This is a genomic window from Ichthyenterobacterium magnum (assembly GCF_003610635.1).
In the GTDB taxonomy this organism is placed as follows: Bacteria; Bacteroidota; Bacteroidia; order Flavobacteriales; family Flavobacteriaceae; genus Ichthyenterobacterium; species Ichthyenterobacterium magnum.
Window position 1 is genome coordinate 409,314 of the sequence record NZ_RAQJ01000002.1, and the last position, 12,892, is coordinate 422,205.

Annotated in this window: 11 protein-coding genes; 9 read left to right on the plus strand and 2 right to left on the minus strand. The window is 30.4% G+C overall.

Translation table 11 applies throughout. The features are described 5' to 3' along the window. Positions 1–3 precede the first annotated feature (3 nt). Positions 4–1,992 carry an alpha-ketoacid dehydrogenase subunit alpha/beta gene (locus BXY80_RS07835; RefSeq protein WP_245977212.1) on the minus strand — a complete coding sequence of 663 codons (1,989 nt, stop codon included), beginning with the start codon at positions 1,990–1,992 and terminating at the stop codon, positions 4–6. 169 nt (positions 1,993–2,161) lie between these two features. On the opposite strand from BXY80_RS07835, the gene BXY80_RS07840 reads away from it, so the two are divergent. Genes BXY80_RS07840 through BXY80_RS07860 form a run of 5 tightly spaced genes read left to right on the plus strand, consistent with a single transcriptional unit; the run spans position 2,162 to position 6,112 of the window. Then, complete coding sequence (locus BXY80_RS07840) at positions 2,162–3,112, plus strand: isopenicillin N synthase family dioxygenase (RefSeq protein ID WP_120200709.1); 951 nt, start codon at positions 2,162–2,164, stop codon at positions 3,110–3,112. A 7-nt stretch (positions 3,113–3,119) separates the two neighbouring features. Continuing rightward, positions 3,120–3,449, plus strand: coding sequence for a translation initiation factor (locus BXY80_RS07845; RefSeq protein ID WP_120200710.1), 330 nt, complete (start codon positions 3,120–3,122; stop codon positions 3,447–3,449). Beyond that, positions 3,450–4,388: a DUF1835 domain-containing protein gene (locus BXY80_RS07850; protein WP_120200711.1), complete on the plus strand. Its 939-nt coding sequence runs from the start codon at positions 3,450–3,452 to the stop codon at positions 4,386–4,388. It abuts the gene before it with no gap. Further along, entirely contained in the window at positions 4,378–5,247 is an 870-nt protein-coding gene (locus tag BXY80_RS07855) for a nucleoside phosphorylase (RefSeq protein WP_120200712.1), read from the plus strand. Before BXY80_RS07850 ends, BXY80_RS07855 begins: the two co-directional genes overlap by 11 nt. A 10-nt stretch (positions 5,248–5,257) precedes the next feature. Then, positions 5,258–6,112 (plus strand): substrate-binding domain-containing protein, encoded by an 855-nt coding sequence (locus tag BXY80_RS07860; protein WP_120200713.1) that lies wholly within the window; start codon positions 5,258–5,260, stop codon positions 6,110–6,112. 310 nt (positions 6,113–6,422) lie between these two features. On the opposite strand, the gene BXY80_RS07865 is transcribed toward BXY80_RS07860, so the two are convergent. Beyond that, the gene (locus BXY80_RS07865; protein WP_120200714.1) at positions 6,423–7,088 is read right to left on the minus strand and encodes a uracil-DNA glycosylase; all 666 of its coding nucleotides are present in this window, start codon (positions 7,086–7,088) and stop codon (positions 6,423–6,425) included. 214 nt (positions 7,089–7,302) lie between these two features. Here BXY80_RS07865 and BXY80_RS07870 point away from each other — a divergent pair, with 214 nt between their 5' ends. The 4 genes from BXY80_RS07870 to BXY80_RS07885 all read left to right on the plus strand — a co-directional run bounded on the left by BXY80_RS07870 (position 7,303) and on the right by BXY80_RS07885 (position 12,853). After that, positions 7,303–7,743, plus strand: a complete 441-nt coding sequence (locus BXY80_RS07870; protein ID WP_120200715.1) for a DUF7000 family protein — start codon at positions 7,303–7,305, stop codon at positions 7,741–7,743. Between the two features lie 290 nt (positions 7,744–8,033). Next, positions 8,034–10,199, plus strand: coding sequence for an endonuclease MutS2 (locus BXY80_RS07875; RefSeq protein WP_120200716.1), 2,166 nt, complete (start codon positions 8,034–8,036; stop codon positions 10,197–10,199). Beyond that, a complete protein-coding gene (locus BXY80_RS07880) occupies positions 10,196–10,612 on the plus strand; it encodes a thiol-disulfide oxidoreductase DCC family protein (RefSeq protein ID WP_120200717.1) in 417 nt (138 codons plus the stop codon). Before BXY80_RS07875 ends, BXY80_RS07880 begins: the two co-directional genes overlap by 4 nt. A gap of 384 nt (positions 10,613–10,996) precedes the next feature. Beyond that, positions 10,997–12,853: a mucoidy inhibitor MuiA family protein gene (locus BXY80_RS07885; RefSeq protein ID WP_120200718.1), complete on the plus strand. Its 1,857-nt coding sequence runs from the start codon at positions 10,997–10,999 to the stop codon at positions 12,851–12,853. Positions 12,854–12,892: the final 39 nt, after the last annotated feature.

The following is a 12,892-nucleotide window of genomic DNA, read 5'->3' on the forward strand; positions in this document are numbered from 1 at the left end:
ATATTAATATTCTAAAAGTGCTTTTAAAGCCTTTTCAAATTTCCCTTTAGCAAGATACTGATCTTCTAATTGATTTATAAACGGAATTGGAGTTTCCATACTAGCCACTCGTTTTACAGGAGCGTCTAAATGTTCAAAACAATGTTCCATTATTAAAGCAGAAATATCACTAGCAATACCTCCAAACAATGAGTCTTCTTGTAAAATAATTGCTTTCCCTGTTTTCTTTACAGAATTATAAATAGCTTCAGTATCTAATGGTTGTAAAGACCTTAAATCTATTAGATCTGCATTAATTTCTTTATTATTTTCAAGTGTATGTAATGCCCAATGTACACCAGCTCCATAAGTAATTATTGTAATGTCTGTTCCTTCTTTTAAAAGTGATGCTTTACCAAGAGGTAGTGTATAATAATCTGTTGGTACTTCTTGACGAATACTTCTGTACAATGCTTTATGTTCAAAAAACAGTACTGGGTTTGGGTCTTCAATTGCTGTTGCTAATAATCCTTTTGCATCGTATGGAAATGCAGGATAAATTACCTTTAAGCCTGGTGTTTTTGTAAACCAAGCTTCGTTTGTTTGAGAATGAAATGGTCCTGCAGCAACGCCTGCACCACAAGGCATTCTTACCACAACGTCGGCTTGTTGGTTCCAACGGTAATGCGATTTTGCTAAATAATTTACTACTGGATTAAATCCTGAAGTCACAAAGTCTGCAAATTGCATTTCTACAACAGCTTTCATTCCAGCTATAGATAAACCCATTGCAGCTTCAACAATAGCAGATTCACAAATTGGTGTATTTCTAACGCGTTCTTTACCAAATGCTTTAACAAAGCCTTCGGTGATTTTAAAAACACCACCATATTCAGCAATGTCTTGCCCCATAATTACCAAGTCATTATGTTTTTGCATAGACTGCTTTAAGCCTAAAGAAATAGCATCAATAAGTCTTAACTCTTGAGTTTTAGAATTTGCCTCTACATGTTTGTACTCAAATTGCTTATATACATCGCTCAACTCTGTAGCTTCATTTGCTGTTATTGCTTCTTCATCATAAGCGAGTTTTAAATTCTCATTTATTTCATGAACAATATCTTCTTTAATAGCTACTTCCTGTTTTTCAGTTAAAACATTTTCTTTTCTCAAATACTCTTGAAAATTTACAACAGGATCTTTTAAACTCCATGCATTTAGCAATTCTTTAGGCACATATTTTGTTCCGCTTGCTTCTTCATGACCACGCATTCTAAAAGTTTTAAACTCAACTAAAATTGGTCTTGGGCGTTTTCTAACACTCTCGGCTAATTTTGAAATTTTACTATAAACTTCAAGAATATTGTTTCCGTCTAAAATAAAAGATTCCATACCATAGCCTTTACCTCTATCTGCAATATCTTTACATCTGTATTGTTCTTTGGTTGGCGTAGAAAGACCATATCCATTATTTTCTACACAAAAAATCACTGGTAATTGCCATACAGAAGCTACATTAAGTGCTTCATGAAAATCACCTTCACTTGTTCCGCCTTCACCTGTAAAAACAGCTGTGACTTGTTTTTTGTTTTTAAGTAAGCTTGCCAAAGCAATACCATCTGCAACACCTAATTGAGGACCTAAGTGCGAAATCATACCAACAATGTTAAACTCTTGAGTTCCAAAATGAAACGATCGGTCACGACCTTTTGTAAACCCATTTGCTTTTCCTTGCCATTGGCTAAATAAACGATTTAAAGGAATTTTTCTTGTAGTAAACACTCCAAGATTTCTATGCATTGGCAAAATATACTCTTCCTTTTTTAAAGCCATAGTAACACCAACAGAAATAGCTTCTTGCCCTATGCCAGAAAACCATTTAGAGATTTTCCCTTGACGCAATAAAATAAGCATCTTTTCTTCAATCATTCGAGGCTTAAGCATATTCTTATACAATTGTATAAGCGTTTTATTATCAATGCTTTTTTTATCGTAGGTTATTGTACTCTTCATAGAGGTCAACATAGTATCGTTATGTATTGTATTTAAAAATCAAATGTAAATAAAAATTGAATGATTTATCGTCAAAGCCTATTTTTTTTAAGCACAATATAAACATGTGCATTTTAGTTATGTTTTCGTTACTTTTGTATTATTGTAGTTGAATTAAATACTTATTATAATGAATGTGATACCTAGCGTAAATCTTCAAGATTTTATTTCAGGAGACCCAAACAGAAAACAACAATTTATTGCAGAAATAGGAAAAGCATATGAAGAGATTGGCTTTGTTGCTTTAAAAGGTCATTTTTTAGACGATAAATTAGTTGACAACTTATATAGTGAAGTGAAAAACTTCTTTAGTTTACCAGTAGAAACTAAACGTAAGTACGAAATCCCAGGAATTGGAGGACAACGTGGTTATGTATCTTTTGGTAAAGAAAGTGCTAAAGGTAAAAAAGAAGGTGATTTAAAAGAGTTTTGGCATTTTGGTCAATACGTAGATGATGACCCAGAGCGCGCAAAAGAATATCCAGAGAATGTAACCGTTGAAGAATTAGAAAACTTTAATACTATTGGTAAGGAAACCTACAGAATGCTTGAAAAAACAGCAAAATATGTTTTGCGAGCTTTAGCCTTACACCTAAATTTAGAAGAAACTTATTTTGATAATTTTATCCATAATGGAAATTCCATTTTAAGACCAATTCATTATCCGCCAATTACCCAAGAACCAGATAATGCTGTTCGTGCTGCTGCACATGGTGATATTAATTTAATTACTCTGTTAATGGGAGCTCAAGGTCGTGGTTTACAAGTACAAAACCATAAAGGTGAATGGATTGATGCAATTGCTGAACCAGATGAGTTAATGATTAATGTAGGCGATATGTTATCAAGACATAGCAATAACAAGCTTAAATCTACAATACATCGTGTTGTAAATCCTCCAAGAGAACTTTGGGGAACATCTCGTTATTCAATTCCTTTTTTCATGCACCCAATAAGTGAAATGAAATTAGATGTACTAGAAAGCTGTATTGATGAAAATAATCCAAAAGCGTTTGATGATATTACGGCTGGTGAATTTTTAAATCAAAGACTTATTGAGTTAGGATTAGTTAAGAAATAGTTTTTCTATGGATTTACAAGATCAACTTAAAAACTTATTTCCAGATCACGTAGCAGAAGAAACCGAAACAAATCAAAATGTTTCGGATGATTTATGGTTACAAGATGACCCAATACTATGTAAATACGAAAAACGTAAAGGAAAACCCATTACAATATTAGAAGGTTATACAGGTGCCGCAGAAGACTTTAAAGCACTTGCAAAAGAACTTAAAAAGAAACTAAGTGTTGGTGGCAGTTTTAAGGATGATAAAATTATTATTCAAGGTGATTACAGAGATAAAATAATGCAAATCTTAGAAGATAAAGGCTTTGCTGTTAAGCGCGTTGGAGGATAAATGACTAAAACATTTCATATAACAAATGGGAGTAATCTTACCGAGTATTTACATGAGTTAGATGTAAAAGGAGACGTTTTAACATGGCAAGAAATGTTATGTGAAGGTCCGACCGAAGTCACTATTGATTCTGAAAGCTTTATAAACAAACGTAATACATTTTTAAATAATTATTACGATATTGAAATTAATGAAGAGGCGTTTAAAAATGAAATTAATAAACTAGATACAATACATCAATTTTCTGAAATTGTATTGTGGTTTGAGTACGATTTATTCTGTCATATTAATTTAATAGCGGTAATTAGTTTAATTAAACAAAAGCAAATAAAACTTCCACTCTATCTCGTTTGTAGCGGTAGAGTTAATGGCGAAAAAAACTTAAAAGGGTTGTCTGAGTTAACTCCAGAACAATTATTAAGTCACTATAAAAATAGAATTAAATTAACGAGCGAGGATATAGAAATTGCTACAACCTTATGGAAAACATATTGTGGTAAAGATCATAACTTGTTAAAGCCATATATTACTAAAAAGTCGTCTTTCGAATATCTTGGTTGCTGTTTAAAAGCACATTTAAAACGCTTTCCAGATTCAAGAACTGGATTAAGTACTTTAGAATTTAATATTTTAAACATTATAAATACATACGACATAAAATCTAAACACCATTTGTTGGGGTATGCTTTAAACTATCAAGGCTATTATGGTTTTGGTGATTTACAACTTGAAAGAATAATTGAAAATCTATCAGATTTTTTTGAAGAAATAGATGAACAGCTAACACTAAACAGGCTTGGTCACGAGGCTCTGTTGAGTCATTATAACTATTCTTCAAAAATTAATAATAATATGTATTTAGGAGGTGTTAACCGTTTAGATTTTCAATTTAATAAACAACAAAATAAACTTATAAAAACAATACTAAATGCCCATTAAAGCATCAGAACTTATATTAAATCCTGACGGAAGTGTATATCACTTAAACATTCGTCCAGAACATTTATCAAATACCATAATAACTGTTGGTGACCCTGACCGTGTTGATAGTGTTACTAAATATTTTGACACAATTGAATGCAAGATTAAAAAACGTGAATTTCATACGCAAACAGGGACTTACAAAGGCAAACGTATTACTGTAATTTCTACAGGAATTGGTACAGATAATATTGATATAGTATTTAATGAAGTTGATGCTTTAGTTAATATAGATTTAGAAAAAAGAGAAATAAAGAAAGACTTAACTTCACTTGATATTGTAAGGGTTGGTACTTCTGGTTCTATACAAAAGGAGATTCCTATAGATTCATTTTTAATTAGCGAATACGCTGCAGGTTGTGATAGTCTATTGCATTTTTATGATAGTGAGCATGTACAGTATAAAGCTATTTCTAATGCGTTAATAAAACACACCAACTGGAGTGCAGATAAATCTACACCTTACGTAGTAAAATCAAATCCAGCTTTGCACAAAAAATTAAGTTCAGATAAAACATATAATGGATTTACTGCAACTAATGTTGGTTTTTATGGGCCACAAGGTCGAATTTTAAGACTCCCTATTCAAGATAACAATCTAAATGATAAATTGGCAAGCTTTAATTATAATAATATGCCTATTACAAATCTAGAAATGGAAACTGCAGGCATTTATGGTTTAGCAGGACTTTTAGGTCATAAAGCTGTATCTATGAATGCAATTATAGCCAATAGAGCTACTGGAGAGTTTAGCAAAAACCCAAAAGGTATTGTTGATGAACTTATAAAATATACTTTAGAAAAACTTTCAGAATAACTAATAGCTTATGAAAACTATTAATATTGGAGGTGTTCCAGAACATTTTAATCTAGCTTGGTACTTAACATTAAAGAATGGCGAATACAAAGACGAAGGCATCAACCTACGTTGGAAAGATTATTTTGGAGGTACAGGTGAAATGTGTAAAGCTTTACGCGAAGGAGAAATTGATTTAGCAGTTATTTTAACTGAAGGTATCATTAAAGATATAATTGCAGGTAACCCAAGCAAAATTGTGCAAACATTTGTTCAATCACCTTTAATTTGGGGAATACATGTGGCAAACAATTCTAAATACCAAAACATAGAAGACATTAAAGGAACCAAAGCAGCAATAAGTAGATTTGGTTCTGGATCCCATTTAATGGCTTATATCAATGCTCAAAATAATAATTGGGATATAGATAAAGATCTAGATTTTGAAGTTATTAAAAATCTTGATGGCGCCTTAAAAGGGTTAAATAATGGTGTTGGAGATTATTTTATGTGGGAAAAATTTACAACTAAACCTTATGTTGACAAAGGAATTTTTAGACGTATAGATGAATGTCCAACACCATGGCCATGTTTTGTAATTGCTGTTCGCGATGAGTTTTTAGAGCACAACAAAGAGGATGTAAAAACCATACTAGATATTGTTAATAATACAACTGTTGAGTTTAAAGATATTCCTAGTATTGATAAAACAATTTCTAATAGGTATAACCAAAAACTAGAAGATGTTCAAGAATGGTTGTCATTAACAGAATGGTCTCAAGAACTTATTGATGAAAACACATTAAGTGTTGTTCAAGACAAACTTTTTGATTTAGAAATCATACCAAAAAAAGTAAACTACAATACTTTAGTTTCAAAAATTTAAGAATAAAAACAAATTACACAGTAGGAAAATTTACATCAAACTTGTTATAATAATAGTAATTAATTTTTTTACAGGTTTTTAAGTTTTTTCACTTAACTTTCTATATTTCAAAATTTTAATTACATTTGTCTTAACCAAATCGTCAATTTTTATTGACATAATCAGATAAGTATGATATTGACTATTACTCTAATTATCTCTTTTTTAATTGTAGTTAATTTTTTATTACTAATTTTTAGTTGTAATAAATCTACTCGAAAATCTACAAATCAAACACCTCAAATTGTTAAGAAAAAACAACCTAAAGTTGTTACCAATCAATTGGCTTCAAGCCAGCTTGCTCCAACAGGAAGTTAGACTTACTAAAACATTTATTACCAAACCAATATCCTCTATTCGCGCTTAATGGTGACGGATGACCAGATGTTAATATATGATGTTTAGTAGCATCAATATGTTTTGATTTCTTTTTAGCCAATCCTCCCCAAAGTAAAAAAACAATATTTTCTTTTTTTTTACTAATTGTATTAATAACAACATTTGTAAAAGTTTCCCAACCTTTATTTTGATGGCTACCAGCTTGGTGAGCTCTAACTGTTAAAGTTGCATTTAACAACAAAACACCTTGTTTAGCCCAACGTTCTAAATTGCCAGATTTTGGCATTATTATTTGTAAATCACTCTCAAGCTCTTTAAAAATATTTTTTAATGATGGTGGATGAGAAATACCATCGTTAACCGAAAAACATAAACCATTTGCTTGCCCAACACCATGATATGGATCTTGACCTATAATTATTACTCTTAAATCTTCGAAAGAACAGAAATCAAATGCAGAAAAAATTTGTTGTTCTGGAGGAAAACATTGCTGTGTTTGATATTCTTGTTTTACAAATTTTGTTAACTCTAAATAATATGGTTTCTCAAATTCATCTTGCAAATATTTTTTCCAGCTATGGTGAAAGTTAACAGTCATAATTTTATAAATACACGTAAAAATATAAACTAATGATTTATAATTATTAAGAAATGTTAATTTATTTATAGTCACACGTATAACATTACCTTGATTTTAAAAATTTAAAAACCTAACTTCGCTTATCGTATGATATAAACAATTAAAAAAATTCATATCTATAAAGTTGGCAGTAATGTAGCAATAGTTAACAGGATAATAAATATTAGAGGAAATGAATACATACAGTGAATATAAATGTCTCTCAAAATTTATAAATAACTTAAGGATTCATTTTATACACGAATACCCAATAAACTTTAAGATTGGACAAGTCTATAAAGGGAACAAAGAGATTAGCTTTTTCACTTTTACTCCAACTGTCTTACAACAGGAAAAATTGAAGATTGCGATTGTATTTAACTTTCAGAAAAATAGATTTGAAATTTGGCTAGCTGGACAAAATCGAAAAGTTCAAAAAAAATATTGGTCTATATTTAAGGACAGCGACTGGAATAAATATCACATTCCTGAAAACCCTAAAGAAGGCTTTTCCATTATTGACCATATTATAGTGGAAAATCCTGATTTTCAATATTCCGATGAACTTATTCAAACTATTGAAACCGAAGCAATGAAGTTTATAGACGATATTCGGAAAGTGTTTGAGGAATAAAATTATAAATTAAGTTATTGGTTAGTAAAGAATTAGTTAATGAAAACACTACTGCCAACAACGTGTATAGCTCATTGCGGCTGAATTCCTAATCGGAATTCCTCGCACTTTTACTATCTTAGTTTCTTAATCTGAAAATCCTCGCGGATTTTCACGCAACGAAACCATACACAAACACGATAAGCGCAACTTCAAAATTCCACATTTCAATTGTAATATGTAACTTTGCTCCCTTAATAAAACATTTTAGAAATTAATAAAAAGATTCCTGCCTTCGCAGGAATGACAAAATGATTAACATTCACGAAAAAACATTACAAGACTTAGAGTTTTTTACGGTATTAGACCAAGTTGCAGAACACTGCATTACAGACTTAGGTAAAACTCAAGTGCAAAAAATTGTTCCGTTTGCAAAGCAGGAAGATGTTCGTCGTGAATTACAACTTACTAATGAATACTTGTCTTCATTTTACAATGAAAACAGAATTCCTAATCATGGTTTTGAGCCTATTACTAAAGAAATAAAACTTTTAAATATTGAAAACTCTTTTCTGGAAGCTAGAAGTTTTAAAAAAATTGTTTCAATTTCTATTTCTGTAAATGCAATTCTAAAATTCTTTAAAAAGTTTGAAGAGTATTATCCTACATTACAACACTTCTCCACTCCTATTGCAATAACAAACGAACTTATAGAAAGTATTGATGCTGTTATAGATCGTTTTAGCGATGTAAAAGATAATGCGTCAGAGACTTTATACAGTTTAAGGCAATCTATAAACTCTGTAAAAGGAAAAATCAATCATAGTTTTACAACTGCTTTAACAACATATAGTAATCTAGACTATCTAGACGACATAAGAGAATCTGTACTAGAAAACAAACGTGTTTTGGCTGTTAAAGCCATGTACAGACGTAAAGTTAAAGGAAGTATTATGGGAAGTAGTAAAACCGGAAGTATTGTTTATATACAGCCAGAAACTACATTTCAGCATGCTAGAGAATTAAATAATCTAGAATTTGAAGAACAAGAAGAAATAACAAAAATTTTACGCCAACTTACTGAGCTTGTAAGACCACAACTTATATTATTAAAGCAATACCAAGGCTTTTTAACACTTTTAGATGTTATTTCTGCTAAAGCAAAATATGCAAAATCTATGAATGCTATTTTGCCAGAAGTAAATAACAACAAACAATATCTGGTTAAAGACGCCTATCATCCTTTACTCTATTTATCAAATAAAGTGCAAGGCGCAAAAACGTTTCCGCAATCTATTAAGCTAAATCCTGAAAATAGAATTATAGTTATCTCTGGTCCAAATGCTGGTGGAAAAAGTATTACTCTAAAAACCATTGGTATTCATCAAGTTATGTTACAAAGCGGATTGCTTATTCCTGTGCATGAAAAAAGTAGTGTCTGTTTATTTGATAGAATTATAAGTGATATTGGAGATAATCAATCTATAGAAAATCATTTAAGTACATATAGTTATCGCTTAAAGCAGATGAATTATTTCTTAAAAAAGTGTAATAAAAATACGCTGTTTTTAATTGATGAATTTGGTACAGGAAGTGATCCAGAACTTGGTGGTGCTTTAGCCGAAACTTTTTTAGAAGAGTTTTATCATCGTGAAGCCTACGGAATTATTACAACCCATTATTCAAATTTAAAAGTATTAGCAAATGAATTACCTTTTATGCAAAACGCTAATATGATGTTTGATGAAAAAAGTTTAGAGCCTATGTATAAACTTGCATTAGGTCAAGCAGGTAGCTCGTTTACATTTGAAGTTGCTCAAAAAAATGGCATCCCATACAGTTTAATTAACAGAGCAAAAAAGAAAATTGAACGTGGTAAAGTGCGTTTTGATGCAACAATAGCAAAGCTTCAAAAAGAACGTAGCAAACTTGAAAAAACGGAGCGTTCTCTAAAAGTAAACGAACAAAAAAAGCAAAGTGAAGCTGATAAACTAGAAGAAATAAATGCCAAAATTCAGAAAAAACTTGAAAGCTATCAAGAGTTGTATGATAGTAACCAACGCTTAATTTATCTAGGGCAGAAAGTAAATGATTTAGCCGAAAAGTATTTCGATAATAAACAAAAAAGAGAACTTATGGCTGAGTTGTTTAAACTTGTTCAGATAGAAAACTCAAAACGAAAAAAGATTTCTGCTAAACAAAAACGTGTAGAGAAAACAAAAGAAAAGCAAGTAAAAGCTGAAGCAGAGAAAAAGGTGGAAGTGATACGTAAAAAGAAAAAAGCAGCTAAGAAAAAAGAAGTGAAAGTTGAAAAGCCAAAACCAATTTTAAAAATTGGTGATCGCGTACGCATGCATGATGGTCGTGCTATAGGCAGTATCGATAAACTAGAAAAAAACAAAGCCATAGTTAACTATGGCTTATTTACAACTAATGTTAGCACAGATTTATTAGAATTAGTAGAAGCAAAAAAATGATTCAGTTACCTCAACATAAAAAATTAATCCTGTTTGATGGTGTTTGCAACCTTTGCAATACATCAATTCAATATGTTATTAAACATGATAAAAAGGATATGTTTCGCTTTGCTGCTTTACAAAGTGATGTTGGCAAACAGATTATTAGTGAGTTTAATATAGATGTTTCTAAAACAGATTCTATTTTACTTTATTCAAAAGAAAATGGTTTATCTGTTAAATCTACTGCTGCATTAAAAGTTGCTAAAGATTTAGGTTTTCCAAGAAATCTATTGAGTGGCTTTTTAATAATTCCTGTTTTTATTCGTAATTGGGTATACGATTATATTGCAAAAAATAGATATAAATGGTATGGAAAAAAGGCGTCTTGTATGATTCCTACGCCTGAACTTCAGAATAAGTTTTTAAACTAAAAAAGCCCTTTTTTATAAAGGGCTTTAATAATTAACAACTAATTAAAAACTAATTTAACTCTAAAAAAATATCTTCTAATCATTGAGGGATTATCTATCTAAAGATTTGATTAATAGCACATTATTTATAGTTTAAACTTACTTAATACATTAAAAACCAAGCAATTTAATCGTTGTAGGCAACAAAATATTTGATTAAAAAATCAGAAATGCAAAAAACATCTATAAGTTGCACACTTACACTTATTCTCTATTAAATTTATATCAAACTTCAATACTAAATCAAAATACCCGTTTACTCATCAATAGTATAGGTTTACTCAAACCGAGTTTTATAGCATAAAGTACATCTCTAATTTTATAGTGAATATAAAACCATTAACTATGAAATATCTAATACTTGCCTTATCCTTATTTACCATACAGAATTTTGCTAGCGGTAAAGAAACAGTTTCAAACATTAATGATGTTACTGTCTATTTAAGTGGTGCACAAATTACCAGAACTGCTAATATTAAACTTCCTATTGGTACAACAGAATTTCTGTTTAATGAATTATCACCTAATATTCAGGAAAGTAGTATTCAAATAGCTGGATTAAAAAACGCAACTATTTTATCAATAAACTACGGCGTAAACTATTTATCAAATAAAAGCAAATCTGCAGAAATTGAATTGCTTGAAGGTAACATTAAAACGCTATACGATGATATTCAGTTTGAAGACGATTTAATTTCTGGTTATAATGAAGAGTTGAGTCTTATTCAGACTAACAGGAAATTAGGTAATGACAATCAAGTGGTTAGCCTTGAAAAGCTTCAGCAATTTGCCAGATATTATAGAACACGAAGTACAGAGATTAAAAGTCTCATTTACAAATCAACTAAAAAGAAACGCGAGCACAATGCAGAAATAGCAAAAATTCAGCTACAATTAAATGAGTTAAATGCAGATCATAAAACACAAACAGGAGAAATAAAAGTTAAACTAAACACATCAATTCCAACGAGCTTGAATTTAAAGCTAACCTATAATGTAACTAATGCAGGTTGGTTTCCTATATATGATTTAAAAGCAGAAAAGATAAATACACCAATAGCTTTAGATTATAAAGCACATGTATATCAAAACACGGGAAGTAATTGGGATAATGTAAAACTCGTTTTATCTACAAATGACCCAAATACAAATAATATAAAACCAGAAGTAAATCCAAAATATTTAAATTTTATAAGTCGTTATAGTAACTACAATAGAAACAGAGCTACGAGACGTTATAATTACAAATATAATCCGTTAGTACAAACTGTTTCTGGTACCGTTTTAGATGAAACTGGCATACCACTTCCTGGTGTTAATGTAATTATAAAAGGAACAACAAATGGTACACAAACAGATTTTGATGGCAAATATTCATTAAAAATAAATAGAGGTCAAGAATTAAGTTATACTTATGTAGGAATGGTATCAGAAACGCTTCCTATACATTCTAGCTTAATGAATATAACTATGCAAGAAGATGCGTCGCAATTAGATGAAGTGATAGTTACTGCTTATGCTGTAAGAGGTTCTAGCTCTAGAATAAAAGAAGACAAAATTGAAACTATAGAACCTGAAGTGGTAGTAGAACAAGAAATTATCAATACACGTTTTGAAATTAAAAAGGCATATACAATACCTTCTGATGGTGATGTTACTGTTATAGAGATTGATAAGTTTTTGGTTCCTGCAACTTACAACTACTTTACAGCACCTGTAATCAACGAAAATGTATTTTTAACCGCAAAGATTGGCAATTGGGAACAGTATAATTTATTGCCTGCTGAAGCAAATATTTATTTTGAAGGTAGCTACTCTGGAAAAACAATGATTAATCCTCAAGCAACAACAGATAGTCTAACAGTGTCATTAGGTATAGATCCAAACGTAATTGTAAAACGAACGCAACCAAATAACTTTAAAAAGAACGCATTTATAGGGAACAATAAAATCATTAATAAAGCTTATGAAATAGAAATAAAAAACAATAAACAATCTGCAATAGACTTAGTATTAGTAGATAGAATACCAATAAGCCAAAACAAAAGTATTAAAATTGATAATGTAGAAACTGGAACGTCTAACTATGATAATAAAAAAGGTTTAATGACTTGGAAAGTAAAACTCAATTCTAACGACTCAAAGACCTATAAGTTTTCTTATACGGTTAAATACCCAAAATACAAACGAGTTAATTTATAAATATATAAAGTCTCAAAGCAAAACACTAGTTTGACCCTA

What these genes read in the sequence shown, in the direction of transcription:
- BXY80_RS07835 (WP_245977212.1), bottom strand. Translation starts at nt 1,992, where the DNA reads ATGAAGAGTACAATAACCTACGATAAAAAAAGCATTGATAATAAAACG.
- BXY80_RS07840 (WP_120200709.1), top strand. Translation starts at nt 2,162, where the DNA reads ATGAATGTGATACCTAGCGTAAATCTTCAAGATTTTATTTCAGGAGAC.
- BXY80_RS07845 (WP_120200710.1), top strand. Translation starts at nt 3,120, where the DNA reads ATGGATTTACAAGATCAACTTAAAAACTTATTTCCAGATCACGTAGCA.
- BXY80_RS07850 (WP_120200711.1), top strand. Translation starts at nt 3,450, where the DNA reads ATGACTAAAACATTTCATATAACAAATGGGAGTAATCTTACCGAGTAT.
- BXY80_RS07855 (WP_120200712.1), top strand. Translation starts at nt 4,378, where the DNA reads ATGCCCATTAAAGCATCAGAACTTATATTAAATCCTGACGGAAGTGTA.
- BXY80_RS07860 (WP_120200713.1), top strand. Translation starts at nt 5,258, where the DNA reads ATGAAAACTATTAATATTGGAGGTGTTCCAGAACATTTTAATCTAGCT.
- BXY80_RS07865 (WP_120200714.1), bottom strand. Translation starts at nt 7,088, where the DNA reads ATGACTGTTAACTTTCACCATAGCTGGAAAAAATATTTGCAAGATGAA.
- BXY80_RS07870 (WP_120200715.1), top strand. Translation starts at nt 7,303, where the DNA reads ATGAATACATACAGTGAATATAAATGTCTCTCAAAATTTATAAATAAC.
- BXY80_RS07875 (WP_120200716.1), top strand. Translation starts at nt 8,034, where the DNA reads ATGATTAACATTCACGAAAAAACATTACAAGACTTAGAGTTTTTTACG.
- BXY80_RS07880 (WP_120200717.1), top strand. Translation starts at nt 10,196, where the DNA reads ATGATTCAGTTACCTCAACATAAAAAATTAATCCTGTTTGATGGTGTT.
- BXY80_RS07885 (WP_120200718.1), top strand. Translation starts at nt 10,997, where the DNA reads ATGAAATATCTAATACTTGCCTTATCCTTATTTACCATACAGAATTTT.